The 26,122-nt window shown below is 69.4% G+C and carries 24 protein-coding genes; 13 read left to right on the plus strand and 11 right to left on the minus strand.

Annotated elements, in window-relative coordinates; translation table 11 throughout:
• Positions 1–191: 191 nt before the first annotated feature.
• Positions 192–1,268 (plus strand): acyltransferase family protein, encoded by a 1,077-nt coding sequence (locus tag AC07F3_RS39425; RefSeq protein WP_479119737.1) that lies wholly within the window; start codon positions 192–194, stop codon positions 1,266–1,268.
• Between the two features lie 104 nt (positions 1,269–1,372).
• Here the strand turns inward: AC07F3_RS39425 and AC07F3_RS39430 are convergent, their stop codons facing one another.
• The 3 genes from AC07F3_RS39430 to AC07F3_RS39440 form a co-directional block, all read right to left on the minus strand.
• Positions 1,373–1,540, minus strand: coding sequence for a hypothetical protein (locus AC07F3_RS39430; protein ID WP_479119738.1), 168 nt, complete (start codon positions 1,538–1,540; stop codon positions 1,373–1,375).
• A 529-nt stretch (positions 1,541–2,069) separates the two neighbouring features.
• Positions 2,070–3,149 carry an RICIN domain-containing protein gene (locus AC07F3_RS39435; RefSeq protein WP_479119739.1) on the minus strand — a complete coding sequence of 360 codons (1,080 nt, stop codon included), beginning with the start codon at positions 3,147–3,149 and terminating at the stop codon, positions 2,070–2,072.
• 740 nt (positions 3,150–3,889) lie between these two features.
• On the minus strand, positions 3,890–5,077 hold the full coding sequence (locus tag AC07F3_RS39440) for a serine aminopeptidase domain-containing protein (RefSeq protein ID WP_479119740.1): 1,188 nt from the start codon (positions 5,075–5,077) through the stop codon (positions 3,890–3,892).
• 214 nt (positions 5,078–5,291) lie between these two features.
• Between AC07F3_RS39440 and AC07F3_RS39445 the strand changes: the two genes are divergently transcribed.
• The gene (locus AC07F3_RS39445; RefSeq protein ID WP_479119742.1) at positions 5,292–5,912 is read left to right on the plus strand and encodes a TetR/AcrR family transcriptional regulator; all 621 of its coding nucleotides are present in this window, start codon (positions 5,292–5,294) and stop codon (positions 5,910–5,912) included.
• A 534-nt stretch (positions 5,913–6,446) separates the two neighbouring features.
• Here AC07F3_RS39445 and AC07F3_RS39450 read toward each other — a convergent pair.
• Complete coding sequence (locus AC07F3_RS39450) at positions 6,447–6,998, minus strand: hypothetical protein (RefSeq protein ID WP_479119743.1); 552 nt, start codon at positions 6,996–6,998, stop codon at positions 6,447–6,449.
• Between the two features lie 383 nt (positions 6,999–7,381).
• Between AC07F3_RS39450 and AC07F3_RS39455 the strand changes: the two genes are divergently transcribed.
• The 3 genes from AC07F3_RS39455 to AC07F3_RS39465 all read left to right on the plus strand — a co-directional run bounded on the left by AC07F3_RS39455 (position 7,382) and on the right by AC07F3_RS39465 (position 9,337).
• On the plus strand, positions 7,382–7,636 hold the full coding sequence (locus AC07F3_RS39455; protein WP_479119744.1) for a hypothetical protein: 255 nt from the start codon (positions 7,382–7,384) through the stop codon (positions 7,634–7,636).
• Between the two features lie 3 nt (positions 7,637–7,639).
• On the plus strand, positions 7,640–8,014 hold the full coding sequence (locus AC07F3_RS39460; RefSeq protein WP_479119745.1) for a toxin Doc: 375 nt from the start codon (positions 7,640–7,642) through the stop codon (positions 8,012–8,014).
• 753 nt (positions 8,015–8,767) lie between these two features.
• Complete coding sequence (locus AC07F3_RS39465) at positions 8,768–9,337, plus strand: hypothetical protein (protein WP_479119746.1); 570 nt, start codon at positions 8,768–8,770, stop codon at positions 9,335–9,337.
• A 289-nt stretch (positions 9,338–9,626) separates the two neighbouring features.
• On the opposite strand, the gene AC07F3_RS39470 is transcribed toward AC07F3_RS39465, so the two are convergent.
• A complete protein-coding gene (locus tag AC07F3_RS39470; RefSeq protein ID WP_479119747.1) occupies positions 9,627–10,280 on the minus strand; it encodes a CatB-related O-acetyltransferase in 654 nt (217 codons plus the stop codon).
• A gap of 100 nt (positions 10,281–10,380) precedes the next feature.
• Between AC07F3_RS39470 and AC07F3_RS39475 the strand changes: the two genes are divergently transcribed.
• Positions 10,381–11,007: a TetR/AcrR family transcriptional regulator gene (locus tag AC07F3_RS39475; protein ID WP_479119748.1), complete on the plus strand. Its 627-nt coding sequence runs from the start codon at positions 10,381–10,383 to the stop codon at positions 11,005–11,007.
• A gap of 172 nt (positions 11,008–11,179) precedes the next feature.
• Here AC07F3_RS39475 and AC07F3_RS39480 read toward each other — a convergent pair whose 3' ends face one another.
• From AC07F3_RS39480 to AC07F3_RS39495, 4 genes are all read right to left on the minus strand, one after another.
• The gene (locus AC07F3_RS39480) at positions 11,180–12,289 is read right to left on the minus strand and encodes a serine hydrolase domain-containing protein (RefSeq protein ID WP_479119774.1); all 1,110 of its coding nucleotides are present in this window, start codon (positions 12,287–12,289) and stop codon (positions 11,180–11,182) included.
• 383 nt (positions 12,290–12,672) lie between these two features.
• Positions 12,673–13,836 carry a serine hydrolase domain-containing protein gene (locus tag AC07F3_RS39485; RefSeq protein ID WP_479119749.1) on the minus strand — a complete coding sequence of 388 codons (1,164 nt, stop codon included), beginning with the start codon at positions 13,834–13,836 and terminating at the stop codon, positions 12,673–12,675.
• Between the two features lie 178 nt (positions 13,837–14,014).
• Positions 14,015–16,432, minus strand: coding sequence for an ABC transporter permease (locus AC07F3_RS39490; protein WP_479119750.1), 2,418 nt, complete (start codon positions 16,430–16,432; stop codon positions 14,015–14,017).
• Positions 16,429–17,154, minus strand: coding sequence for an ABC transporter ATP-binding protein (locus AC07F3_RS39495; RefSeq protein WP_479119752.1), 726 nt, complete (start codon positions 17,152–17,154; stop codon positions 16,429–16,431). The genes AC07F3_RS39490 and AC07F3_RS39495 overlap by 4 nt, the downstream gene beginning before the upstream one ends.
• Positions 17,155–17,338: 184 nt before the next feature.
• On the opposite strand from AC07F3_RS39495, the gene AC07F3_RS39500 reads away from it, so the two are divergent.
• The 4 genes from AC07F3_RS39500 to AC07F3_RS39515 all read left to right on the plus strand — a co-directional run bounded on the left by AC07F3_RS39500 (position 17,339) and on the right by AC07F3_RS39515 (position 21,439).
• The gene (locus AC07F3_RS39500) at positions 17,339–18,565 is read left to right on the plus strand and encodes a sensor histidine kinase (RefSeq protein ID WP_479119776.1); all 1,227 of its coding nucleotides are present in this window, start codon (positions 17,339–17,341) and stop codon (positions 18,563–18,565) included.
• Entirely contained in the window at positions 18,553–19,188 is a 636-nt protein-coding gene (locus AC07F3_RS39505) for a LuxR C-terminal-related transcriptional regulator (RefSeq protein ID WP_479119754.1), read from the plus strand. Before AC07F3_RS39500 ends, AC07F3_RS39505 begins: the two co-directional genes overlap by 13 nt.
• Before the next feature lie 181 nt (positions 19,189–19,369).
• Entirely contained in the window at positions 19,370–19,537 is a 168-nt protein-coding gene (locus AC07F3_RS39510; RefSeq protein ID WP_479119755.1) for a hypothetical protein, read from the plus strand.
• A 216-nt stretch (positions 19,538–19,753) separates the two neighbouring features.
• Complete coding sequence (locus AC07F3_RS39515) at positions 19,754–21,439, plus strand: amidase (protein ID WP_479119756.1); 1,686 nt, start codon at positions 19,754–19,756, stop codon at positions 21,437–21,439.
• Positions 21,440–21,540: 101 nt separating this feature from the next.
• Here the strand turns inward: AC07F3_RS39515 and AC07F3_RS39520 are convergent, their stop codons facing one another.
• Complete coding sequence (locus AC07F3_RS39520; protein ID WP_479119757.1) at positions 21,541–21,834, minus strand: DUF1330 domain-containing protein; 294 nt, start codon at positions 21,832–21,834, stop codon at positions 21,541–21,543.
• Positions 21,835–22,023: 189 nt separating this feature from the next.
• Here AC07F3_RS39520 and AC07F3_RS39525 point away from each other — a divergent pair, with 189 nt between their 5' ends.
• Both AC07F3_RS39525 and AC07F3_RS39530 read left to right on the plus strand, forming a co-directional pair.
• The gene (locus AC07F3_RS39525) at positions 22,024–22,926 is read left to right on the plus strand and encodes a LysR family transcriptional regulator (RefSeq protein WP_479119759.1); all 903 of its coding nucleotides are present in this window, start codon (positions 22,024–22,026) and stop codon (positions 22,924–22,926) included.
• Positions 22,927–23,043: 117 nt separating this feature from the next.
• Positions 23,044–24,336 carry a hypothetical protein gene (locus tag AC07F3_RS39530; RefSeq protein WP_479119760.1) on the plus strand — a complete coding sequence of 431 codons (1,293 nt, stop codon included), beginning with the start codon at positions 23,044–23,046 and terminating at the stop codon, positions 24,334–24,336.
• A 294-nt stretch (positions 24,337–24,630) separates the two neighbouring features.
• On the opposite strand, the gene AC07F3_RS39535 is transcribed toward AC07F3_RS39530, so the two are convergent.
• Positions 24,631–25,398 carry an SDR family NAD(P)-dependent oxidoreductase gene (locus AC07F3_RS39535; RefSeq protein ID WP_479119761.1) on the minus strand — a complete coding sequence of 256 codons (768 nt, stop codon included), beginning with the start codon at positions 25,396–25,398 and terminating at the stop codon, positions 24,631–24,633.
• Between the two features lie 77 nt (positions 25,399–25,475).
• Here AC07F3_RS39535 and AC07F3_RS39540 point away from each other — a divergent pair, with 77 nt between their 5' ends.
• The gene (locus tag AC07F3_RS39540; protein ID WP_479119763.1) at positions 25,476–26,072 is read left to right on the plus strand and encodes a TetR/AcrR family transcriptional regulator; all 597 of its coding nucleotides are present in this window, start codon (positions 25,476–25,478) and stop codon (positions 26,070–26,072) included.
• The last annotated feature ends 50 nt before the right edge of the window (positions 26,073–26,122 follow it).

Here is a 26,122-nt window from a genome sequence, read left to right on the forward strand (position 1 = left end):
GCACTCGCAGCCTGGACACAACGTCAGCACGGCCTTCGCCTGCACCTTCCCGAAGGCGCTCACCCGAGCGAGGCGGAACGCGCAGGGGCATCGCACAGGCGTTTCACAGCCGGGTCTACGATCGGCACCGACTGTGGCGGTTTCGCGTCCGCAGCGCCTGCCCATGACCGCCAGTCCTCGAGGTAGTCCACGTGACCCAACTCGCTTCCCCCGCCCTGCGCTCCGACATGCGGGAGCAGCCCAGCAGTGGCCGGGACCCCTACTACGACAACGCGAAGCTGCTGGCCGTGGTGCTGGTCGTGTGCGGCCACTTCTGGGAGCCCCTCATAGAGCAGTCGGGACAGCGCCATCTCAAGGCTCTCTACCTCCTGGTCTACGCGTTCCACATGCCCGCGTTCATCCTCATATCGGGCTTCTTCTCCCGGAGTTTCGCCGCCCGGCCGCAGCAGATGCGCCGCCTGGCCACCGGGGTCCTGGTCCCCTTCGTCCTGTGGGGGGTGCTGCTCACCCTCTTCAACAGCGCGTTCTCCGGCGTGCACGCGAAGATCCAGCCGCTCACCCCGGTGTGGATCACCTGGTTCCTGATCGCCCTCTGCCTGTGGCGCCTGACCGCCCCCCTGTGGCAGACCCTGCGGGCCCCAGTGACTGTGGCCACCATCCTCTTCCTCGCCACGGGCGCGTTCTCCCTCGGCGCTCAACTGTCCATCACCCGTGTCCTGCAGTTCCTGCCGTTCTTCGTCATCGGACTCACCCTGCGCCCCAGCCACCTGGCATGGCTCCGTGAGACCCGCTGGGTGAAGACCGCAGCGATCACCGTGTTCACAGCGGCCGGGGGCGCGGCGTACTGGCTCGCCCCCCGCTTCACGGCGGGCTGGCTGTACCGCAGCAGCAGCGCGGCCGAGCTTCACGTCTCGTACGCCCACTGGCTCGCCCAATCCGCGGCGATCTACGCCGTCGGCCTCATCCTCACGGCGGCATTCCTCGCACTCGTCCCCCACCGCCGCACCTGGTACACGGCATTCGGCACCGGCACCATGAGCGCCTTTCTCCTGCATGCATTCATACGCCAGGCCCTCGTCCACACCCACGCCTACGATCACCACGTCCTGCACCAAGCGGCGGGCCAGGCCGCTCTCACTGCGTTGTCCGTTGCCTTGGCCCTGGTGCTCTGCAGTCGCCCCGTCTCTTGGGCCATGAAGCCGCTCATCGAGCCCCGTCTCGACTGGCTCTTCCGCCAGGACAACAGCTCCAGCCACCGCACCGCATGAGTAGCGGCCAACGAGTGGTGCGGGTCGCCGTGGCAGTTACAGCGTTCCAATTTCAGCCCCGGAGCCTTGGAGGATGTCCCACGTGGTGATCTTTGTGAGTTTCTTTAGCAGGTGAGGGCGGCTGCAAGGTCGCGGAAGGCCGGGAAGTGGGAGCTCTTGCGTTCGTATCGGGCGGTGAGGCGGCGGCAGCGGAACAGCCAGGCGATGGACCGTTCGATCTTCCAGGGGTGGCGGCCGAGCCGTTCGCTGGATCCGGTACCCGGCCGTGCCATGCGCGGAATGATGCCGCGCCCGCGTAGCCGGGCGCAGTGTCGGCGGCGAAGTAGGCCTTGTCTGCCCGGAGTTTGGCAGGACGGCGCCGCCGGGGGCGGACGGCTGGTATCCCGGGTACGAGCGGCTTCAGTCCCAGGGTGTCGTTCGTGTCCGCGGCGGACACGGCGATGGCCGGCGGGATGCCCTGAGCCTCCGAAAGTTACGTGCAGTTTGCTGCCCTTCTTTGCCGCGGTCGACCGAGTTCGGCCCGGTCAGCGAGCCCCTTTTTTCGCCCGTAGGCTCGCCGCGTCAGCGATACCTGAGGTCCAGTCCGGTTCGCCCCGGCGCCGAGCTCGTGCAGGACCGCACGATGCAGCCAGCGCCACAGGCCCGCCTTCCTCCACACGCTGAACCAATGATGGGCCGCCGCGGGTGAGACGCCGAAAGTCTCCGGCAGCTAGGGGGACTCCCCATGGCGGTGCTCGGCAGCCGAGCACCGCCATAGGTGACCTGACGGGTAATCAGCGTGGTGGCCGCGTCCGGCAGGCGTCAGCCTCGGTGGCCGTCCAGAACCTCGACCGCCGGGTTAAGGGTGTTCCATTCCAGGACCTTTGTGCCGTCCATGCGCTCCACGGTGTAGCGGTCTCCCCTGTACCAGAGGCACTCGGCGATCCTCACGTGATCGGCCTGGTACTCCCGCTCGATCGTGTCCTCGGTGGAGTGCTCGTGCACCTCGCCGGTGTAGGTGGTGACTTTCAGCTCGCGGCTGTAGGTGGTGCTCAGGGAAGCGGAGAAGCCCTTGTAGGCGAACGACGCCTCAGCGGTCACCGAGATGCCGGTCGTCTCTTCTACGGTCTTGCCGGTGCTCGTCGTCAGGCCGACCGTGACCTTCTTTGTCTTCGTGACCCTGCTGGTGCCGGGGTGCTCGTAGAAGAACACCTTCTGCCAGTAGCCGTAGCGCTTGAGGATGTAATACGGGCTGTTGTCGACCTGCCACTGGGGTGAGGAGTCCCCGATCGTGAAGAAAGGCACGGCCAGCTGGCCGATCAGCACCTCCGGGGTGGTGTCCCGCGACGGCTCCGTAAAGCCCGTGAGACGGATGACGTCCCCGATGTCGTTGGGGTCCCTGTCGACCGGCCTGAGGCCCGTGATCTGCGGGTACTCGTCCTCCACCTCCAGCGCCCAGTACTGACGTTCCCGCTCGCCGGGCCCGCCGGGGGTGTACTGCTGCAGGTTGGTCGACGGCGACGTGCCCCAGTTCTGGGGTGTCAGTTCCAGGCCGCTCTTCTTGTTGACGACGGTGTAGTAGCCGCTTGTCGCGGGCCTGAGCATCCACTTCTGCGAGGAGTTCACCGCAGGCGACTGGATGTCGTACTGCTGGACACCCATGGACGGGGCCGTGCTGTTCTGGTGGACGTTGAAGCAGAGGCCGGTCTTCTTGTTGACGATCATGACATCGTCGTTGTCCAGCGGCATCACGTGCCAGATCTGCCTAATGCGGTTGCCATCGGTCTGCAGCCCATAGATCTGGAGCTGGGTCTCACCTGAAGCCCAGTTCTTGGGTGTCACAACCAGACCGTTGCTCGCCTTGTTGCGGATCCGGTACGTCCTGCCTGGCGTGAATGCCACGATGATCCCCTCCTGCTGGGCCCGCACGAGGCCACCTGCGGGCAACCGGGAAGTCACAGACCGCGTCTGCGCTGCTCAGCGTGCCTGTTCCAGCAACCGATCTGATGGGCCATCACGCCAGCGACGGCACGCTACCGCCGAAGACCGACGGCGGTATCGCAATCGCACAGAGTGGTGATCTTTCTCGCCATGCAGTACATGGCCGGATATGCCGGGTTGACCTGCTCTTCGGTTATGCGACCGACGCCTCGGTAATGCCTCGGTCGGCTTCTCAGACAGCCCCGAGGGAGTGCGACGGCAAGAGCGGACGCACAACGGTCCGCTCCTGCGCCGGTCGAGCGCGGGCGGTAGCCGGACGGGAGCCCATGCCACCGGGCCGCAGACCCTCGACCTCATTGCCAGGGCGTAGGGCTCCCAGCGCACGCCAACCCGTCAGGACGAAACCAGCGGAGAACTCGCCACCCTCGCAGGGACCCGAACGGCCACGATCGGCCTGATGGCCCGGCTCGACCCCCAACTGCGGGAGGCTTGCCCGGTTTTTCTCCTGAGCGCCCGGCACGGCGCACTCGGTCGTGATCCCAGCCCTCCACGCGCACCACGCGACCCATCTCAGTCGCGGTGCCGTTGAAGATCGTGATCCAGCCGGTCTGATTGCAGTAGCGAATATCCTGCGCCTCGTCATCGCGAACTGCGGGGGCAGCCGTCACAGGCCCGCTCGCTCTGCACGTTCGCGGGCCTGCTTACCTGTGGTCGCGGAGGAAGGCCGGGATGTCCGCTCGGGTGGGGTAGTTGGGCAGGGGGGCGGGTTCGTCCTGGAGGAATGCGGTGATGACAGCCGCTGCTCGTTGGTCGTTGTCGCCCAGACCGTTCCACATGTGGTGGCCGACGCCGGGCATGTACTGGGTTCGCCGGACGGCGGGGTCCTCCGCGAGGACGGTCGTCTCCCATTGCCGGATCTGGGAGGAGCATTCGGCGATCATCAGCATCGCGGGTGTCCGGGAACGGCTCAGCTGAGGGGCGATGGAGGGTGAGTCCATGACTGTCCGCTGGATGCGGAGGCTCGCGGCGGCGCTGAAGCTGAAGTTGCCCGCCGTGTCCTCGACGGGGATGCGGTGTGCGTCCCGCGCGCAGTAGCCGGACGCGGTGTCGCTGCCGAGATCGGCGGCGGTGAAGGCATTGTCCCCCTCCGCCTGCCCTGTCAGCCCGTTGTCCGGGCTGAGCAGTCCGAGCCGCATGAGGCCGAACGCGACCGCGTACCGCAGGACATGTGTGGAGCGCGGCCCGGTCATGGCCGGTGCGATGTCGCGAGCGGACGGTCTGCCCTTGTGCCCTGCGATCCGGGCGGTCGGGCCGTCCATCGGTCCCGGTTCGGCGATGACCGCCCGGTGCAGGTGGACGGCGACGGCCGGGTCGGCCAGGGCGCGGGTGAGCACGACCGCGCCCGCCGAGAATCCCAGGACGTCGACGCCGCCCGTCCCGAACTTGCCGGCGAAGGCACCGAGGTCCTGGACGGATCGGGTGATCGCGTACTGGCTCATGGGCAGCAGGTCGCTGCGTCCACCGCCGGCCTGCTCGTAGGTGTAGACGTCGTAGCCCTGTCCCGCGAGCCGCTGCAGGAAGTGGTGGTCAAGGAGCGAGATGCCGCGCACCGGCCCGCCATTGAGGTAGACGAGCGGCACGCTGTGCCGGGGGCTGTTGCCGGTGGGCGGGTAGTGGTAGACCGCGACCCTGCTGCCCGTGGACAGGCGCCAGTGCTCGGTGGCCACGAACGACAGGGCGGGCGGGTAGCGGCGCGTCGTCGGAACGGTCGGGACGCACACCGACAGGGTCAGGGCCGCTGCCACCAACACCGGCAGGAAGGGCACCAGCCGCCCCCGCCATGACCGGCGGCGGCCCCACCACAGCGCCACGACCACCGCGATCCCCACGGTTGCGGACCATGCGGCGAGCCCTGACCCCCGGCCATCGGTCGCAACGATCAGTGCGAGGAAGAGGGCGGCCAGCCCCGCCACCAGGGCAACAGCCGCCAGCAGACGGCCGACAAAGCGCAAGGAACGTATGACGGATGGTGGCATGGCACTTCCCCCAGTGTTTTAAAACGCCGTTTTGAAACGATGTTATCAGTACGGCTAAACTGCTGCCGTGGGAAGACCGAGAACGAACGACGCCGCCGTCAGAGAACGCCTCGTGGCTTGCGCGACCGAGATGTTCGCCACCCGCCCCCGGGAGTCGGTCACGGTGCGCGCGCTGGCCACCGCCGCCGGTACGTCGACTGCCGCGGTGTACACGCTGTTCAACGGGAAGGACGGCCTGGTCAGCGAGGTGCGCGACCAGGCGGTCGCGGGCCTGTTCCAGCACCTGGCGGCGGTCCCCCGCGCGGAGAACGCTCTCAAGGACCTGGACGCGCTGGCCGCGGCCTATCGCCACTGGGGACGTGAACACCGCCACCTGTACACCGTGTTGTTCGGCGGCGCGCAGTCCTTCGTCCCCTCGACCCGGGTCGGCGACCACGACCCGGTACGGCCGCTGGTCGCGGCGATCGACCGCGCCGTGGCCGCCCACCTCCTCGCCGGCGACACCACACAGATCGCCGTCTCGCTGTGGGTCGCCCTCCACGGACTCGTGACCCTCGAACTCACCGGCAGCCTCAACGGCGCCACAGCCGACATCGCGTTCCGGTCAACCATCGACGCCATCCTGCGCGGCTGGGCAGCACCCGCCCCTCCCACAGCTCCCGACCAACCACATTCCCCGACCGCGTAGCCAGGACCTCACCGTGACCGGCCCGCTGTCGGTCAGCGAGCCCATAGACGCGGAAGCGCACCGGCACGCTCGTGCGCACCCTGAGCGGCGGCCTGTCGCGTGGTCTGGTCGCTCCCACGTGGGACGGGAAGGACAAGGACGGACGGGACGTTCCCCAAGCCACCTACACCTGGACGTTGACCGCCACGCCGGCCGCGGCCAGGATGCTTGTTTCGCAGCGACCGGCACGGTCCGCCGCCCGCCCGGTGGGCGTAGCCGGGCGGCCTTCGTCGAAGAATCGGCCCGCCGGTCCCTCGGGCTCCCGCGCTCGCGCTTCCCACGTGGTCAGCAGCGTTCCGTACTCCTCGTCAGTCGCCGCGCGCGCTGAGCCGGCGACGGCGGACGCCCCCAACTGTCATGGAGGAACGCCGCCGTGCTCGTGCCACGCCCGCGGCGCTGGATCAGCCGGTCCCGGCGCACCCGGCAGGACGGGGCCCTCGCCGCCGCTCCGTAGGCGGTAAACCCCCGGGCAATCCCAGGAGCACGCGGGCTTGTTCAGCACATGGGGCGGGTGACGGTGGTGTCGGGGATTTTGGCGGCCTCGTAGTTGCTGTGGTTTCCGGTCAGTTTTGCCTTGGTCCCAAAGGTCTTGAAGGTGAACCGACCATGAGCCCTTCCGTCACAGTTGAAGCGGAAGGCGTTGGTGGTGACCGTGGGCTCGTCGATCAGCCCGTTGTAGACCAGCCCGAAACCACCGCTCTTCACCAGTTTCTTCTGTCCGTCACGGATCTCGAACCGTCCAGCGACACGGCAGCTCATCTGGCTCCAGCCGATGACCTGCCCGCCCCAGCACTTCGCCTGGAAGGAGCCGTGAGACCCGCCGGAGGTGCCGAGACACGTCTTCCAGCGCGCTGAGGTCCATCGGTCGGGACTGTAACTGTCCGTCTCCGGGCTGCAGGTTTCGTCGGTGGGCTGCCGAGCGGCAGGCGCTGCGAAACCAGCCTGCGCGGGAGCCGCCCCTGCCGTTGCGGCCACCGTCATGCAAACGGCAGCGACAACACGGATCATCCTGGTCGTCTTCACATGCCGGTGAACGACGACCACCACGAACAGTCACCCGGTACTCGTCGGCAGACCGGCGCCCGGTCGCGGCCGCATCCACCGGGGCCGCAACGCCGCGAAAGACCCCTGACCCTGATGGCGTCCGCGCCCACCCCAGTACCGACCGTCCCCGAAAACCTGATCACCACCGCCATATCCGAGGACACCCAACTCCGAGTCTGGTGAACTCGGGCCGTGATGCCTTGGGGCGGGCCGTTCTCCCGCTCCCCATGCCTGCCCACGCGCGGGCAACTCGCCGCTGGAGTCCGGCCGTTGGCGCGGCGGCTGTAAAGCACCGGGCTTCCCCACTCGAAGATCGCAAATCCTCTCTCGACCATGCATCGCAGCGACCCTGGCCGTCGTATGGCACGTGCCGTACAGTGCTGTGTATGGGTGAGAAGACGGAGAAGATCACGATTCGGGTGAGCTCGGATACGGCTGAGCGCCTTCGACTGCGCGCCGAAGCGGAGAAGACCACGGTCACCGCCCTGCTCACGGAGGTGGCTGAGCGCGACCCCCGCCTGGAGCTGGCGGCGGCCCGCTTCCGTGAACTGCAGAAGTCGGGCTTGGTCGAGGAGTTCTCGGCCGCCTTCCCCGACGAAGAGCCCGATGCCGACACCCCCTCGGGCTCTCGGGCCGCCTGACCGATGCCGCCGGAGCTCTACATCGACGTGGCATGGCTGCTGGAACGGCAGTCCGAGTTCCTGCCGAAGGCCCTGGAGGTCAGCGACTTCTCCGGCCTGGTGGCCGCGGTCGCCCGCCACAAGGTCAACACCCCCAAGCTCGGATACCTGCCCGACGCCTCCTGGCGGGCGGCCGCGCTCTTCCACGAGATCGTCAGCGTGCGGCCGCTGCCCGCGCGGAATCCGACCTTCGCCGCGCTCGTCGCGATCTCCTACATGCAGGCATCCGGCGAAGGCCTCGCCGAACCGTACGGCGGCTTCATCGACCTCGCCCGTGACGTGCGCGCAGGCACCGACGTCTTCGCCTGCGCGGAAAGGATTCGCAGCTGGCGTCTGTGACCACCGCCAGGGCGACCGGCGCGATCCCGACGCTGGACGCTCGGCCGAGGGCCGCAGGGCGGTCTGAAGACCACGGAGACGTCCACCTCGACAGCTCGGACATGAAGAACCCCCTCCAAGACACGGTCCTCGCAGCGGGATGAACATGGCGCGGAGTGGTCTCCGGCAAACTGTGACCGGCCAGATCGAGCGGTCACCCTCACGAACACACCCACTCACGAACACACCAACCAGTCGCGCCCCCGCGCCAGGACGTGCGTGCGGCCGCTGGCCTTCAAGTCGTCATGGAGATCACTCTGCCGTTGGGTGGTCTCGGGCGAGCGTAGGACGGTACCCCGCACTCCGCCGGACCTGTCTCACGCAGCTTCGGTATGCCATCGAGCAGGCGGGCTTCCCTGTGGCCGACGGAGAAGCCGACGCCGGCGTCCCCGACCTTGCTGTCACACAGATCCCAGTCGGCGTGCTGGTGACATGGGCCACCTCGCACGGCCTCACCGCGCTGACGACGGGTCAGCACGGATCAGCCAGGAGCTGCGGGCGACGGCCGGGTCGGCTCGCCTGGCCTGAGACCCAACTCCGCATGTTCTGTCCGGTTCATGGCCCGAAATGAACCAAGCGAGTTTTGGACAAACTCCTGAACTTCATCCCGGATACGGAGGGTCTTGGCAGGATTGCGCACGCCCCGCCGGGTGTTGGACTGGCAACGGCCCGGCGAAGGGGTCTCACGTACGTCGTCCGCGGAGGGGAATTCGAATGGCGAACGAGCTCAAGTACGGCGACCAGATCCACTTGCAGAACGGGTACAACGGCTGGCAGGGCGGCTACCTCGACACCATCAACAACAGCCCCACTGCTGGTCTCAAGCACAACGTGCGCACCGCCGACAGCCCGGACCGCGGCAAGGGCACGGGTACCTGGGAGCTCGTCTCCGCCTCGGGCAAGGCGGCAGGACAGCCCGTCCTTAGCGGCGACCTGGTCCACCTGCGCAACCTCTACGGGGGCGACGGCGGCTACCTCGATGCCGCCAACCACGCCAGCACCGTACAGAAGTCCTCCGGCGGCAAGTACGACGTGTCCACTGCGGAGTCCAAGGACCGCGCCCCGGGCAGCGGCCGCTGGCGGATCTTCGCCCAGACCTCCTCGCCCGGCGACCAGAACGTCCGGGTCGGCGACGTGGTCCACCTGTGGAACACCTACGACGACAACGGCGGCTTCCTGGAGACCAACCAGAACGCCACCGACGGCGACAAACTCGACGTCTGCACCAACGCCTACTACAACCGCGGCAGCAACGTCGCCGACTGGAAGATCCACAAGGCATAATCCCGAGCCCCACAGCTCACGAGCCCCGGCGGCCATCAACCGTCGGGCTACGCTCTGCCATGGCAACCCACCCGTGCGTCGGCGCCTGACCGGCCCGGCCGACAACTGCCCTCCGGGGCTGCTGCGTCGCGTCAAGCCGAACGCAGCGCTGCTCCCTTGTCCGATCCACTCGCGGTCACGCCCCAGGGGCTCACGACGGTTTCCGACGCGAGGACGTGCACGCCTTCAACGACGGGGCGACGGCCTGACGACGCTGTCGGGGCCCCACTGCGTGAGGCGGGCCTGCTCGTTATGGCCGGTCGAGCTGCGCGGCGGCCGCCTCCAGGTCGGCGACGGTTCCCGACATGATCGTCCGTACGTGACGGGTGATGTGTTGCACGGGCCAGTCCCACCACGCCACCGCAAGGAGCCGGGCGATGTCCGGGGCGTCGTAGCGGGTGCGGATGAGCCGGGCGGGGTTGCCGCCGACGATGCCGTAGTCGGGGACGCCGCCGGTGACCACGGCGCCGGCGGCGATGATCGCGCCGTGACCGATGCGGACTCCCGGCATCACCGTGGCGCCGTGGCCGAACCACACGTCGTTGCCGACGACCGTGTCGCCCCGGCCGGGCAGGTCGGTGATCAGGTCGAAGTGCTCCGCCCAGGAGCCCCCCATGGTGGGGAACGGAAAGGTGGAAGGGCCGTCCATGCGGTGGTTGGCGCCGTTCATGATGAACCGGGTGCCCGTCCCCAGGGCGCAGTACTTGCCGATGACAAGCCGCTCGGGACCGTAGTGGTAAAGGACGTTGCGCGTCTCGAAGGCGGTCGGGTCCTCGGGATCGTCGTAGTAGGAGAAGTCACCGACCTCGATCAGCGGCGACGTCACGAGGGGCTTGAGCAGCACCACGCGCGGGTGCTCGGGCATCGGGTGGAGCACGGTGGGGTCAGCGGGAACAGGCGGCATCGCGGAAGCGGGTTCCTCTCTGTTAGAAGTAGAGCGACAACTGTCGCGTTAAGATGCTGACACGGCTTTGCCGCCTCGAACAACCGGATACTGATTGCCGATGACAGACCCACTCGACACAAAGCCGGACCGCCGTCCGGGCGGTCGTACCGCCCGCATCCGCGCCCAGGTTCTCGATGCGGTACGCGCCGAACTCGCGGAACGCGGTCATGAAGAACTCACGATGGAAGGTGTCGCGACGCGGGCCGGAGTCCACCGCGCCACGGTCTACCGGCGTTGGCGCGATGTCGGCGGCCTGCTCGTCGACGTCATCGACGCCGTCGGCGAGATCGACTGGCGGCCACCGGACACCGGCTCGCTGCGCGGCGATCTGACCGCCCTCAACCAGGAGATCCAGGAATCCCTGGTCGTACGGCCGTCGCTCGCCCTCGCCCTGATGGCCGCCTCGTTCCACTCCGAGCAGGCCGCGCGGGCCCAGACCCAGCTGTGGACGGACCGGTACGCCCAGTGCGAGATCCTCGTCGAGCGGGCCGTCGAGCGCGGTGAACTCACCTCACGCCACACGGACGCGCGGAGCCTGCTGATCGCCGCCACGGCACCGCTCTACCACCAACTGATGCTCCTGCGAGCCGATCCGGACCCGCAACTCCCGGAACGCGCCGCGGAGGCAGCAGTCCTGGCGGCTGCCGCGGGCGCCTTCCGCATCCGATGTGAACGTGCCCGCTGACCACGCCCCCGCACCGCGGAAAACCAAGGTTCCGGACGGGACCGAGATCGATCACGGGGCTCCGTCCTCGGCCGAGTGCGCGGTGAACTGGCCCTCGATGCCGGGTACTTGGGGCGTTGCTGCCGAACGCGTCGGCAATCCCGCGGGCCCGCATCGCCCGGCTCTGCCCGGGTCAGCGGCACAGCGTCGTGTCGACGGCGGCCTCCACGTGCTGGGAGGCCGCACCCGTCGGGGTGGTGGTCACCGCGACGTTGGCGGCACGTCCGTCCTCTGTGACGCCTCCTCGTGTCCGGTAGCCCAGGGCGGTGCCGCCGTGGCCCCAGTAGACGCCGCCGCACGACAGGGGCGTGCTGGTCAGGCCCAGTCCGTAGCGGACGCCTGGGCCGCGTGCCTCTGCGGGGACGGTGGTGCGCATCTGGGCGAGCTGGGCCGGGGGCAGGAGTTTGCCGCCGAGCAGGGCTGCGTAGAAGCGGTTGAGGTCGCTGTTGGTGGAGATCACCGCACCCGCAGACCACGCCATGGACATGTCCATATTGGTGTAGTCGACCAGAGGTCCGTCGGCCACTTCGCGTTCGTAGCCCTTGGGGTGGGGCTCGTGGATGGTCGTGTCTCCGGCGGCGGGGATGTAGGTGTGGCGCAGTCCGATGCGGTCGACGATGCGCCGCTTGATCTCCTCCGCTATGGGGCGGCCGGTGACCTTCTGGATGAGCAGGCCCGCCACGAGGTAGTTGGTGTTGCTGTACTCCCACTTCGCACCCGGCGGGAAGTGAGCCTTCTGCGCGAGGGCGCCGTCAAGGAGCTCGCGCGGCTCGAAGTACCGGTACCGGACGGAGGGGAAGTCCGCGAAGACCGGAGACTCCATGTATTCGGGCAGGCCGCTGGTGTGCTGGAGGAGTTGACGGACGGTGATGTGACGCCCGTCGATCCCGTCACCGCGCAGCAGACCGGGCAGATAGGTCTCGACCGGGCTGTCCAGGGCTATCTTCTTCTCGGCGACCAACTGCAACGCGACCACGGCCGTGAACGCCTTCGTGTTGCTCCCGACCCGCACCTGCCCGTCCTTGGGCACCCTCGCCCCCGTCTTGAGATCACCAACACCCGCGGTGTAGTTACGAACCCGCCCCTCACGATCCACCACACTGGCCAGCGCGGCAGGCATCCCATCATCGGCCACCAAGGCATTCAGGCTGCTTTGCACCCCGTCCGGCCTGGCGGCGAAAGCCGCGGACGGCGACAGCGCGCCGGAGGTCATGACGATCCCGGTGAGTACGGTCACGGCCAGCAACGCCCTCCCCCGGCCACCCCGCGTAAGAGTGGGACGAAACCTCGGTGATACACGTGCGTGCATGGAACAACTCCCGTCGTGACAGTTGGTAAGAGCATGCGAGTGAGTCGGTCTGCGCCCCGGCGACGGTGGCGGATTTCGGCTCCGGGGCCAGTTTTTTAGGGGCCTTTGCGGGATGTGGGGCCATGTCTGACGGCCCCTCGCTCCGGTAGCCCCGGCGACGTTCGTGAGCGCGGGGCCGCCGGGTATCGGTCGCCGTTCCCGCGGGCGGGAGCGGCGACCGATACCGTCAAGCGCCAGTGGCGCCAGGGGTCCGCCCCGCCCTCATCGGGCGGTTGGGTGCGGGAGCAGCGGCTTTCCCGTGGGGGCAGCGGGGGTTTTCAGCGGCACAGGGTCGTTTCGACGGCGGTCTGCACGTGCTGTTCGGTGGCGTCGTCCGCCGGGAGGGCGTTGAGTGCGATGTTGACCGCACGGCCGGTCTCCGTGACACCTCCCATGGTGGTGGATCCCGGAATGGTGCCGCCGTGGCCCCAGTACACGCCGCCGCACGGCAACGGCGTACTCATCAGGCCCAGTCCATAACGGACGCCCGGGCTGCCCGCGGGAACGGTGGTGCGCATCTGGGCGAGCTGGGCCGGGGGCAGGAGTTTGCCGCCGAGCAGGGCGGTGTAGAAGCGGTTGAGGTCGCTGTTGGTGGAGATCACCGCACCCGCGGCCCAGCCCCAGGACGGGTCGAGTTCGGTGACGTCGCGCCAGGGCGAGTCGGCCGTGTCCCGGTGGTAGCCCTTGGGGTGGGGCTCGCGGATGGTCATGTCGCCGGGGGTGGGGAAGTAGGTGTGGCGCAGTCCGATGCGGTCGACGATGCGCCGGTTGATCTCCTCGCCCAGCGGGCGGCCGGTGACCTTCTGGATGAGCAGGCCCGCGACCAGGTAGTTGGTGTTGCAGTACTCCCACTTCGTGCCCGGGGAGAAGTGGGCCTTCTGCGCGAGGGCGCCGTCAAGGAGCTCGCGCGGCTCGTAGTACCTCTGCGGGTTTTCGAGGACCGCGCGCTTGTCGAGGTATTCGGGCAGGCCGCTGGTGTGCTGGAGCAGTTGACGGACCGTGATGTGACGCCCATCGATCCCGTCACCGCGCAGCAGACCGGGCAGGTAGGTCTCGACCGGGCTGTCCAGGGCGATCTTCTTCTCTGCGACCAACTGCAAAGCGACCACAGCCGTGAACGCCTTCGTGTTGCTGCCGACCCGCACCTGCCCGTCCCTGGGCACCCTCGCCCCCGTCTTGAGATCACCAACACCCGCGGTGTAGTCACGCACCCGCCCCTCACGATCCACCACACTGGCCAACGCGGCAGGCATCCCATCGTCGGCCACCAAGGCATTCAGGCTGCTTTGCACCGCGTCCGGCCGGGCGGCGAAAGCCGCGGACGGCGACAGCGCGCCGGAGGCCATGACGACCCCGGTGAGTACGGTCACAGCGAGCAAGGCCCTCCCCCGGCCACCCCGCGTAAGAGTGGGACGAAACTTCGGCGATACACGTGCGTGCATGGAACAACTCCTGTTGGTAGGCCACGACTTCAGTGGGTCGGAGAGAGGTGGTCGTGGTGCGACGGGACTGCCGGTCGGTCGGCCTGGTCCCGTGAGGGTCGCGGGGCGTGATGGAACGGCCCCTTTTCCTGCCCCCGTTCGAGGACGGGGGGAGCATGGGGAAGGCGGGATGGTTTCGCTAGGAGATGCGAGGAGACCTTCGGCGGCGCACCATCCGGCGGGCGGGCAGCATGACGGCCGCCGTGCCTGACAGGAACACCGTGCCGAGTACGGCCGCGCACACCGTGGGGGACACCGACAGCGCGGACAGACCGGTGACCGCGCCGCCGAAGGTCAGCAGCGTCACCGCCGCGACCAGGGTGCCGACGGCGGCTCCCGTACCGAGTACGAGGAAGGTCTCCAGCCGCAGCATGGCCAGAACCTGGCGGCGGGTTGCGCCGATGAGCCGGAGCAGGGCCAGTTCACGACGGCGGGACGCGGTGGCGACGGCCAGCGTGGTCGTGACGCCGATCAGGGTGAACAGGGAGATCGCCGCGACGGCGAACAGCCCGGGCAGGCCTTCCTGGCGGGCCTTCTCGGTGAGAGCCGCGCTGTACTGTCCGGCGGAGGCGGCACGGGTCCCGGGGAAGCGGTCGAGCACCGGTCGCAGGTCGGCCCCTCCCTTCACCAGGAGGTAGTCGTCGTGGCCCGCGTCGGTGACGTGGGCGGCGACCACATCGTGAGGCAGCAGGACGTCCCCGAAGCCTTGGCCCCGGTCGTAGACGGCCACCACCTTGGGGTGGATCCGGGTGCCGTCGCCGAGCCAGAGGGACGTGGTCGAACCGACGTCGGCCGGGCCGGCGACGTTAGAGCTGAGCGCGACCGTGTTCCTGCCGCGCAACTCCTGCAGCGAGCCCGCCTTCACGCCTGGGTCCAGGTTCGACAGGGCGCCCTCCATCCCTTGGGCGGGCAGGGACTGGAGCTGGTCGGCGACCTGCATCACCACGAGGGTGCGTTTCACCGCGGTGACGGTGCCCGGCCCGGCCGCCTTCTCCACTTCCGGGTACATGGCCCGGGGCACGCCCGGCCCGTTCGAGACGAGGACGTTGTCCGCGCGCAGACCCGCAGCTGCCTGCGTCCGGGTGGCGTTGACCGCGGTGGTCTGCACGAACAGCTGGCTGGCGCCGAAGGAGAGCGCGAGCGCGATCGGTGTGATGACCGACGCCAGGCGCACGGCCGCGGCTGTCGCCGTGTCGGTGGCGAGCCGTCCCGGGACGGGGAACAGCAGACGCACGATCGGGCCGAGGACCAGGATGCCCGCCCGGGCTATCCAGGGGCCCAGCAGCGCCGCGGCCCAGATGAGGGAGAGTACGAGTCCGCCCATGGCCGCGCTCGCCACCTGCCCGCCGAGTGCGAACGCGGTGGCGGCCGAGCCGAGACCGACGACCAGGAAGATCAGGCCGGTGACCATGCGCCAGCGCGGAAGCCGGGTCGGCTCGGTGGAGGTCTCGCTCACCGCCTTGGCCGGCCGGATTACGGAGATGCGTCGTGCCGCGAGCCAGGCGGAGCCGACGCCGGTGAGGACCGTGAGCACCAGGGCGCCGACCACGGGCAACGGTCCGAGGACGAGATCGAGACCCGGGGGCAGGACGCCCCGCTCGGCCATGAAGCGGTGCAGCACCGAGCCGAGCCCCAGCGACAGCAGACCGCCCAGGAGCGACGCCGGTACCGCGACCTTGAGCGTCTCGCGGACGATCACCCGGCGGACCTGGCGTGGGGTGGCTCCGATGGCGCGCAGGACGGCGAGTTCGCGGGTCCGGTCGCGTACGGACACGTCCAGGAGGCCCGTCACGATGAGGAGCACCACGAGGAGGGCGACGCCGCCGATCGACGCGCACACGCCGATCAGGTCGAGTCGTGCCGCCGGCACCTGCGGGTTCTCGACGTCGCCGCGGCCCGAGCCGGTCGCGACGACGAGACCGGGGGCGGCTTCCCGCAGTGCCTGGAGTGACGTCTTCTCCGTGCCGAGCACGACCAGCGCGTCCGCGCGCTCGGGGCTGCCGCTGAGTGCCTGTGCCGTGCGCTGGCTGAACCAGACGTCGTGGTCCGCGGCGGACCGGCCGGCCGCGAGACCGCTGATCCGGTAGGGCTCCGGCGCTCTGCCGCCGGCCTGGAGGCGAATGGTGTCGCCGACGGCCTTGCCGTTGCGGGAGTCCACCACGACTTCGTGGTCCGCCCGCGGCGCCCGGCCGGCGCTCAGTTCGACTGCGGTGAGCGCGGTCGCGTCCCAGCCGCGGCCGGTCCGCACGGCCCCGTCGGCGGTGACCACCGGCATGGAGACGTCCGCGACCACCCCGGTGACTCCCGGTACGGCGCGTACCCGGTCCGCCACCGATACCGGTACCCGGGCCCGTTCGACCAGGGGCCTGACGTCGGTCCGGTCGTCCCGTACGGTTTCGACGCGCTGGCTCGCGGCGACGACGGCCACGGCGTGCGCGTAGCGGTCGGTTGATCCGTGCGCCCGTAGTGCGGACTCCAGCAGGACCCCGAACGCGCCCGTCAGCGCAGCCGCGCACAACAGTGCCGCCGCCACTCCGGCGGCGATCCCACGCCTCACAGCGTGCTCCAACGGGCCAGGACGGTTTCGGCGCGGGGACTCGTGAGCTCGTCGACGATCCTGCCCTCGCTCAGGAAGACGACGCTGTCGGCCCAGGCCGCGGCCGCCGGGTCGTGGGTGACCAGCACGACCGTCTGTCCCATCTCGTCGACCGCGTCACGCAGCAGTTTCAGGACGTGCTCGGCCGACCTCGGATCGAGCGCGGCCGTCGGCTCGTCGGCGAAGACGATCTCCGGGCGGGTGACCAGCGCCCGGGCGACCGCCACGCGCTGCTGCTGACCGCCGGACAGTCGTGCCGGAAGCCGGTCCAGGTGGTCGGCCATCCCCACGCGGTGGACGACCTCGTCCAGCCAACGCCGGTCCACCTGGCGGCCGCCGAGGGCCAGCGGCAGGGTGATGTTGCGCTCGACGTCCATCGAGGGCATGAGGTTGTAGCCCTGGAAGACGAACCCGATCCGTTCACGGCGCAGCCGGGTCAACTCCGTCTCGCGGAGGCCGCCCATGTCCAGATCGCCGAGCCGTACGGTTCCGCTGGTGGGCCGGTCGAGGCCGGAGGCGCAGTGCAGGAAGGTGCTCTTGCCCGATCCGGAGGGGCCCATGATCGCGGTGAGGCTGCCCTTGCGGAACCCCCAGCTGACCCGGTCAAGCGCGGTCACCGCGCCATAGGACTGGGAGACCTCCTCCAGTGACACGGCGCACGGTGTGGCCCGGGTCGTCGTCATCGGTTGCATGGTGGGTCCTTCGGTTCCTCGATCGGTCTGAACGAGTACCGAACGTAATCGCGGGAGCCGGGCGGACGGCAGCGGTCCCGCCCCCGATCCGGGGGTGTAGCAGGCTCCACCAGCCAGGTGTAGCGGACACTTATGACAAGGGAACACCCGTGAAGTACCGTCTTGCTCCATGGTCATGAAGGCAAGAGCGCTCCGCAGCCTACGATCCACGAGGTATCTGCTGGGCGGACTCGGTACCGCTCTGCCAAGCCTGGCTGGTTACGTTCTGTTGCCCCTCGTCTGCTTCTCGTTGGTCTTCGCGCCGGTCCTGCCGTGGGCGGTGCGTCCGCTGCGCGCCCTGACCGATGCCGAGCGCCGCCGCGCCGAACGCGTCCTCCGCCGCCCCGTACGCCGGCCCTACCCCATCCCCGAGGGCAATGCCTACCAGCGAACGCTCCAACTGCTGCGGTCCCCGGCCACCCGCAAGGACACGGCATGGATGCTGGTTCACGGTGTCGTCGGGCTCGTCCTTCCCGTGCTCGTGCTGGGAGTTCTGCTCAGTCTGCTGCTGACGATCTCCATCCCGCTGTGGTGGTGGACCCTTCCCGGCGGAACCCTCACCCTCCTTGCGGCCCCCCTCACCACCTGGATGCAGGCGATCGTCCTGTCCGCGGTGTGTGTCTGGCTCTTCGCGGCCCTCTTCTTCTGGCTGGCTCCCGCCGCGGTGAAGCTGGAGACGTGGATCGCTGAGATCATGCTCGGCACCTGGACCGGCGCCGGCCGGCGGATCGAGGAGCTGACCACCTCGCGCGCGGAGGCCCTCCAGGCGCACGAGGCGGAACTCCGGCGGATCGAACGCGACCTCCACGACGGCACCCAGGCGCAGCTCGTGGCGGTGGCCATGCGCCTGGCCCTGGCCGACCGTCGGTTCGAGAAGGACCCGCAGAGTTCCAGAAGGATGGTGCTGGAAGCCAGGACCACCGTGGACGAAGCACTGGTCCAGTTGCGCACGGTCATCCGCGGCATCCACCCGCCGATCCTTTCCGACCGGGGGCTGAACGGTGCCATCCGCTCGCTCGCCGCAGGGCGACCGATCCCCACCACCCTGGATCTGCCCGAGACCGACCGCCGTCCCCCCGCCGCGGTCGAGGCGGCCGCCTACTTCGTGGTCGCCGAGGCGCTGACCAACATCGCCCGGCACAGCAACGCCGGCCGTGCCGAGGTGTCGCTCCGCTACGACGGCCCCACGCTGCACGTGGTCGTGCGGGACGACGGGTGCGGCGGGGCCGCGCCCGGCTCCGCCTCCGGCAGCGGACTCGCCGGGGTGCGTCGACGGGTCGCCGCCCTGGACGGTACAACGAGGATCGACAGCCCTGTCGGTTCCGGAACGACGATTGAGGTGGTACTGCCGTGCGGATCGTGATCGCGGAGGACAACGTCCTTCTCCGCGAGGGCCTGATTCTGCTCCTGGAGGACGTCGGGCACGAGATCGTGGCCGTCGTGGGAAGCGGGCCCGAAATTGTCCCCGCCCTGCTGGAACACCGGCCCGACGCGGCTGTCCTGGACGTCCGGCTACCGCCCGGATTCCGCGACGAGGGCCTGCGGGCCGCCATAGAAGCCCGCAGACTCATGCCCGGCCTGCCGCTCCTGGTGCTCTCCCAGTACGTCGAGGAGAGTTACGCCGCCGAACTGCTCGCGCAGGGCGCCTCGGGGATCGGCTACCTGCTCAAGGACCGGGTGGGACACATCGAGGAGTTCCAGGACGCGCTGGAGCGCGTCGCCGCGGGCGGAACGGCGCTGGACCCCGAGGTCGTCTCCCAGCTGATGAGCCGCCGCGACCCGCTCAACGCACTGTCCCCCCGGGAACGCGAAGTGCTCGGACTCATGGCGCAGGGCCTGGACAACCCCACCATCGCCACGAACCTGTTCATCACCGAACGCTCCGTCAGCAAGCACATCGGCAGCATCCTCGCCAAGCTGAACCTGTCGGCGGGCGACAGCGGCCACCGCCGGGTCCTCGCGGTGCTGGCCTACCTGAACGCCTGACCCGCGACGAGGACGGCGGCGCCTCCGTCGCCGTCCGGGTGTGGTGTAGCGGGCTACACCTCGGGTTCGGGAGAACAGTCCGATGTGCCGACCGGGGGCGCGGGGCGAAGGTGGACGGCGTAAGAGATCCCACCCCTGCCGCCCACCGGGCCGCCGGGGCGCACAACAGGAGGAACCCCTGATGAAGCCCGTGCTCTGGCTGCTGCTCCTCGTCTCCACCGTGGCGGCGGTCTACGTCAGCACCTTCGCCCACTACACCGGCACCACGAGGATCCTGGCCGGAGTCGGTACCGGCGTCGTCTTCGTCGGATCGGCGCTGGGACTCTGGCTGACCAACGACAGGAAGTGACCCGTAGCGGCGAGAGCAGCTGAGGAGGGGGTGTCCGGCAACGAGCCGGACACCCCCTCCTCGTGCGTGATGCGGACAACGGGCAACCACCGCGGGAGGTGTAGTCCGCATCACCTCCGAACGGGAGCCGTCCCCGTCGTGCCGAGAAGACGCCGTTCCTAGCCTCGTTCGTACGGCACAAGGCCTTCCTTCACTCGCCTCCAGGAGAAGCAACTGATGCGCTCGCTCACTCGAACCACGCGACGGCACACGGCGATCGCACTGTCAGCGGCCTGTCTGCTCGTTCCCCTGACGGCCTGCACACCGGACGACGGATCACGACCGGCCGCTTCCACGGACGCGACGGGCACAGCGGCCCCGAACTCCGCGAAGAACAACGGGAAGCACGACGGACGGCTGGACGCACGACTGGACCGCGCGACGATCCTGGACCTCCAGGAGGACATGAAGGGCCGACGGCTGACGTCCAGAGAACTGACCCAGACATACCTGGACCGGATCCATCGCCTCAACCCCCGCCTGCATGCCGTCGTCACCGTGAACCCGGACGCACTGGACCTTGCACGCAAGAGCGACGAGCTGCGTCGCACCGGCCATATGCGGGGACCACTGGAAGGCATTCCCGTCCTCATCAAGGACAACATCGACACCGCCGACCGCCAGCCCACCACCGCCGGCTCCACGGCCCTGCTGCACACCAAGCCGGCCCACGACGCCTACCTGGTACAGAAACTGCGCGACGCCGGTGCGGTGGTCCTCGGCAAGACCAACATGTCGGAATGGGCCAACTTCAGATCCCCCGAGCAGACGGCAGGCTGGAGCGCCACCGGCGGCCAGACCCGTAACCCCTACGTACTCGACCGGAGCCCCTGCGGATCGTCCAGCGGCTCCGCCGTCGCCGCCGCGGCCGCCCTGGCCGCCGTGACCATCGGCTCCGAGACCGACGGCTCCATCGTGTGCCCCGCGAGTGTCACCTCCACCGTCGGCATCAAGCCCACCCTCGGCATGGTCAGCCGCAGCGGCATGATCCCGATCACCAGCCGCCACGACACGGCCGGCCCGATCGCCCGCAACACCACCGACGCCGCCCTGGCGCTCTGGGCCATCCACGGATCGGACACCACCGACAAGGCCACCTCCGACGCCGACACGGCCCTTCCCTCCGACTACCGCAAGGTGCTCGACCCGAACGCCCTGCGCGGCAAACGCATCGGCGTGTGGCGCAAGGGACACACCGGCATCGACCCGGACGTGGACCGCGCCTTCGACGCGGCTGTCCAGCGGCTGCGGGCGCTCGGCGCGACCGTCATCGAGGGCGCGGACGTGGCCGACTCCAAAGACATGATGCGGAAGGACATGCTTCCCGCCGTCTTGACCGAGTTCAAGCACGACCTCAACGCCTACTTGGCCGCCACCCCGGGCCCGCACCCCGAGAACCTCGCCGCACTCATCGCGTTCAACCAGCGGAACTCCGCCGTCGAGATGCCCACGTTCGGGCAGGAACTCTTCGAGATGGCCGACAAGACCGACGGAGACGTCAACGCCCCGGCCTACCTCCAGCACCGCACCGCCGCGACCCGCCAGGCCCGTCAGGCCATCGACGGCATACTCGCCGAGCACCGGCTCGACGCCATCGTCACCCCCACCGGCATCCCCGCTCCTGGCGTCGCAGCGCTCGACCCCACCCCCTTCGAAAGCTCCACCCGCGACTCCGCGGTGGCCGGCTACCCCCACATCACCGTGCCCGCCGGCTACGCACGGGACACGCTGCCGCTGGGCGTCTCCTTCCTCGGCACGCGCTACAGCGAAGCGAGTCTGCTCAGCTACGCGTACGCCTTCGAGAAGGCCACCCCGGCGCGCAAGCCGCCCACCTACCTCCCCACCCTGCCCGGCCGGTCCTGAACAGAGCGGGGCAGGAAGGGGTGATGGGACACCGGGTACAACTCCGGGATGGGGCTGACCCCACCAGAGGTGACAGATACTCAACAATGTTAGTGAACACGTCAGTTGACGCCCTCGGTGATACGGAAGTCGCGCTCGAAGCCGTCGGGGAGCGCCACCAGTGCCTTCTGATATGCCTCGCTCTCGTACGCCGCGACGGCCTGTTCAAAGCTGTCGAACTCGATCAGTACGACGCGTTGCGTGATTCCGGCCTCGTGGGCGACGACTCGACCGTCACGGGACAGGACCCGCCCGCCCGCGGCCCGGACCGCCGGACCGGCCAGCCTGTTGTAGGCGGTCAGCCTCTCGGGGTCGGACACGGCGGGGTAGACACTGGCCCAGTAGCCCTTGGCCATGGAAAGCCTCCTGTGGTCGGCCGGACACGTCCGACGCCGAATGGACACGCAGATCGATCGATCCCGGCGACGGGTACCGCCGTCAGCGGGAGCGCCATATCCGCAGGCTAGGACGGGAAGCACGGGCGAGGGAAAGACCAGTGCGGGATAGACTCAGAACCGATCGTTATCAATCGGCGGGGAGAGCACGTGGCACCGGACACGGTGAGCCTGCGGTACTTCCTGGTGCTGGCACAGGAGTTGAACTTCACCCGCGCGGCCGCACGCATCGGCATCGCACAACCCGCACTCAGCGCCCGGATCCGCCGACTGGAGACGGAACTCGGTACGGCCCTGCTGGTCCGCAACACCCGCAGCGTCGCATTGACCACGGCCGGTGCGGCGTTGGCGGAGTCCGCGCCGCCCGCGCTGGCGGCGCTGGACCGGGCCTGGGACACCGCTCGCAGCGCCGCGGCCGGTGAACTGGGCACGCTGCGCATCGGATACAGCCTGTCCGCCGGGGCCGAGACGGCACCGGCCCTGGTGGACAGGCTGCTTCGCGGGACCAGCGGATTCGAGGTCAGCGCGGTCCCGATGGCGACACCGGAGATCTCCCCCGCGGTCGCCGACGGCCGCCTCGATGCCGGGATCACCCGCGGTGAACAGCCGGGCCGTGGCGTACGCCGGTTCCCGCTGCGGCGCCAGCGCGTCGGGGTCCAGCTGGCGCAGCACCATCCGCTGGCCGAACACCCCGAGATCGAGATCGCCGACGCGGCCGCGTACCCACTGCGCCTCCCGGACCGCGCGGCCAACCCCGTCATCCACGATCAGCTCGCCGCACTGTTCCGAGACGTCCGACCACACCCCCGATTCCACACCCCCGCAGTCTCGTTCGACCTGTCCCAGCGCGACCTGTACGACGGGGCCACCCTCGCCCCGGCCGGAGAAGCCGCGGCCACGACACGACCGGCCGGCCTCACCTGGCGCCCCCTGCGAGGCGCACCCGGCCTGACGATCCACCTCGTCCTCCCCCGCGAACAGTCCCCCCTGCACCACCGCGTCCGTGCCGTCGCCAAAACCCTGGCGCACGACTTGCACTGGCTGCCGGACTGACCCGCGAGAGGCCGAGCGCGACGGACGCCGACGGTGACACAGGCGTCCTGTCACCGCGAGGCGGCCCGCGCCCGGGGGCACCGGCTTGCGGCAGCACGGGTTCACTAGGTTTCCCCCATGGTGACCAGCGAAGACGAGTCGTACGAGGCCGTCAGCCGACTGGCTGCCGACGTTCCCCTGGACCAGGCCCTCGATGTCACCGACCCGGAGTCCTGGATCGGCCTCGACTTCGGGGTGCGCGAACTCGCCTGGCAGCGGCCGGAGTTGTTCCACTCCAACGCGTCGGCGTCCGGGCGGCGGCTGAGCTGGGAACCCGGTGCATCGCTGCCCACCGTGACCTGGCTCGGAAGGCCCGGTGACGCCGAACTCGCCCTCGCTCTCTGCCACCCCGACGGCCGCATCCGCGAGGCCGCGCTGAGATGCGCCGAGGGGAGGCCCGCGCTGCTCGCGCTGGTCGTCATCCGCTGCGCGGACTGGGTGGCGCCCGTACGTGAGCAGGCTCGTGCGCTCCTGGCCCAGGCCACCCCGCACGGGCTCGCCGCGCACGCCGCGCTGATCCTGCGAGTCGGCCACCGTTCCCGGGGCGGCTTCGCCCGGGAACTGCTGACCGAGGCACTGCGCGCGGGACCGGCCGCACAGACTGAGGCGCTGCTCGACAGCGACGACCGGGCCACGGCCCGCCTCGCGTACCGCGTCGCCCTCGACCGACGGCTGCTGCCCGCGGCGCGGCTCGCCCGCACCGCCGCCCGCCACCCCGATGTCGTGCTGCAGGACCTGTGCGCCACCGCGGCTGTGGCCGCCATCGGCGAGGGCGCCTTCGACGAGTTCGCCGAGATCGGGGCGCCTTTGCTCGCCTCCCGTCAGTCGCGGGTCAGGGCGGCGGGGGTGACCGCGCTGCGCCGGACCGGGCGACACTCCGACGCCGAGCCGTACCTCACCGACCGGTCCGCCGTCGTGCGGGCGTGTGCCCGCTGGGTGCTGCGGCAGGGTGGCATCGACCCGGTACCGCTGTACCGCGCGCTGTGCGCCGACCCGGCCGACCGGCCCGCCGCCGCGGTGGGCCTCGGCGAGTGCGGCCTGCGCGAGGACACCGACCGGCTTCGCGCGCTCCTCGCACACCCGCTTCCCGCGGTACGCGCCTGCGCGGTGGCCGGGCTGCGGGCGCTGGAGGCAGTACACGTCGACGACGTACGACCGCTTCTGGACGACCCGTCGGCAGCGGTGGTCCGCCAGGCGACCGCGGCCTTGCTGTCGTGGGCCGACCGCATACCGCAAGAGCTGCTGCGCGGACTCCTGGCCGAGGACCGTCCGCGCCACCAGCGGGTCGCGGCCGTCCGGTTGCTGCGGGCTGTCGGAGTACAGGCCCAGCTCTGCCGCGCGACACCGAGCCAATCCTCCGAACACGCCTGACGTTGCACCCCAGCCCACGCGTTCCAGATCAGGGGGCGATCCGCACGACGGTCATCATGAGCAGCTCGGAACCGGAGCTGACGTAGGTCACACTCACTCCTGCCGCGGGCCCCGGTATGTGGCCGAGGAGCCGAGGTCGAATGCCCAGCAATGATTTGGGGCGCGGCCGTAGATGGACATCGCGGGTCCTTGCAACAGGACGTCGGCGTCGGCCGCGGATTCCCAGACGAGGGCCATGTCCTGTTGCGTGGGACGGTTGGGCCGTGGTCAGCCACGGCCGCGTCGCGTGGTGGGTCAGAGCTGGCTGCCGCCGGTGGCATCGACGACCTGGCCCGTGATCCAGCGGGCCGCGTCGCTCGCGAGGAAGGCGACGATGTCGGCCACGTCTTCGGGAGTGCCCACGCGGCCGAGCGCCGAGAGCTGGGCTGCCGCGTCCTGGGCTTCGGCGTTGCCGCGCAGCCAGCCCGCGTTGAGGTCGGTGTCGATGATGCCGGGGGCCACGGAGTTGACGGTGATCCCGCGCGGGCCGAGTTCCTTGGCGAGGGTCAGGGTGAGGGTGTCCAGGGCGCCCTTGGTCATGCCGTAGGCGATGATGTCGGTCAGCGCGATGCGGGTGGCTCCGGAGGACACGTTGATGATGCGTCCGCCGTCGCGCAGGCGCTTGAGGCCGGCCTGGGTGAGGAAGAACGGGGCCCGGACGTTGACGGCGAAGGCCTCGGCGAAGAGTTCCGGCGTGGTCTCCTCGATGTGGCCGCGCGGGGTGATGCCGGCGTTGTTGACGAGGATGTCGACTTCCGCGCTGGGGGCGTGGTCGAGGATCTGGCGGTCGTACTCCTGCCACAGGGTGTCGGTGTCGCCCGGCACTCCCAGTTCGGCGCGCAGGGTGAAGGCGCTGCCTCCCTTGGCCTTGATCGCGGCGACCGTGTCGGCTGCGGCCTGCTCGTTGTGTCCGTAGTGGACGGCGACGAGGGCGCCGGCCTCGGCGAGACGTTCCGCGGTGGCTCGGCCGATGCCTCGGCTCGCACCGGTTACCAGGGCCGTCTTGCCCGCGAAGGTGCTCACACACAGAACCTTTCCTTAGGGATGACTACAGAAGTAGCCTACACGCATTCCGTATCGATCGCTGTAAAATTCATGACATGACTGTGAAGCGTGGACGTCCCAGAGGTTTCGACCGGGACCAGGCCCTGTTGACCGCCACCGTGCTGTTCTGGCAGCACGGCTACGAGGGGGTCTCCATCTCCGACCTGACGAAGGCCATGGGGATCGCACCGACCAGCCTCTATGCCGCCTTCCAGAGCAAGCGTGAGCTCTTCGCAGAGGTCACCGACCGCTACGGCGACACCTTCGGCGCCTTCATGGGACGCGCGCTGGAGGAGGAGACCGATGTACGGGAGGGGTTCGCGCGGATGCTGCGCGAAGCCGCCGTCCACTACACCGATCCCGGGCACCCGGCCGGATGCCTCATCGTCTCGGCCGCCACGAACTACTCGCCCGACGACGAGGACATCGCCGTCGACCTGCGCGAGCGCAGGCGGTCCGACATCGAGGGCTTCGCCGCACGCCTGACCGCAGCCCAGGCCGGACGTCAGCTCCCTCCGGAGGCCAACCCGCGCTCGCTGGCGGTGTATTTCGCGGCCGTCGTGCAGGGCATGTCCCAGCAGGCTCGCGACGGCGCCTCCACAGCAGACCTGTCCGCGGTCGCCGACCTGGCCATGGCCGCCTGGCCGCGCTGACCTGAACGGCCCCGCAGAGGCTGCCGAGGCCATTCAGGACCAGACTGCGC

The sequence above is a fragment of the Streptomyces sp. NPDC045846 genome, assembly GCF_056431605.1.

Coding starts and splice junctions, on each gene's coding strand:
- AC07F3_RS39430 (WP_479119738.1), bottom strand. CDS start 1,540: ATGGCACGGCCGGGTACCGGATCCAGCGAACGGCTCGGCCGCCACCCC.
- AC07F3_RS39455 (WP_479119744.1), top strand. CDS start 7,382: ATGGGTGAGAAGACGGAGAAGATCACGATTCGGGTGAGCTCGGATACG.
- AC07F3_RS39460 (WP_479119745.1), top strand. CDS start 7,640: ATGCCGCCGGAGCTCTACATCGACGTGGCATGGCTGCTGGAACGGCAG.
- AC07F3_RS39465 (WP_479119746.1), top strand. CDS start 8,768: ATGGCGAACGAGCTCAAGTACGGCGACCAGATCCACTTGCAGAACGGG.
- AC07F3_RS39470 (WP_479119747.1), bottom strand. CDS start 10,280: ATGCCGCCTGTTCCCGCTGACCCCACCGTGCTCCACCCGATGCCCGAG.
- AC07F3_RS39475 (WP_479119748.1), top strand. CDS start 10,381: ATGACAGACCCACTCGACACAAAGCCGGACCGCCGTCCGGGCGGTCGT.
- AC07F3_RS39485 (WP_479119749.1), bottom strand. CDS start 13,836: ATGCACGCACGTGTATCGCCGAAGTTTCGTCCCACTCTTACGCGGGGT.
- AC07F3_RS39495 (WP_479119752.1), bottom strand. CDS start 17,154: ATGACGACGACCCGGGCCACACCGTGCGCCGTGTCACTGGAGGAGGTC.
- AC07F3_RS39500 (WP_479119776.1), top strand. CDS start 17,339: ATGAAGGCAAGAGCGCTCCGCAGCCTACGATCCACGAGGTATCTGCTG.
- AC07F3_RS39510 (WP_479119755.1), top strand. CDS start 19,370: ATGAAGCCCGTGCTCTGGCTGCTGCTCCTCGTCTCCACCGTGGCGGCG.
- AC07F3_RS39515 (WP_479119756.1), top strand. CDS start 19,754: ATGCGCTCGCTCACTCGAACCACGCGACGGCACACGGCGATCGCACTG.
- AC07F3_RS39520 (WP_479119757.1), bottom strand. CDS start 21,834: ATGGCCAAGGGCTACTGGGCCAGTGTCTACCCCGCCGTGTCCGACCCC.
- AC07F3_RS39530 (WP_479119760.1), top strand. CDS start 23,044: ATGGTGACCAGCGAAGACGAGTCGTACGAGGCCGTCAGCCGACTGGCT.
- AC07F3_RS39540 (WP_479119763.1), top strand. CDS start 25,476: ATGACTGTGAAGCGTGGACGTCCCAGAGGTTTCGACCGGGACCAGGCC.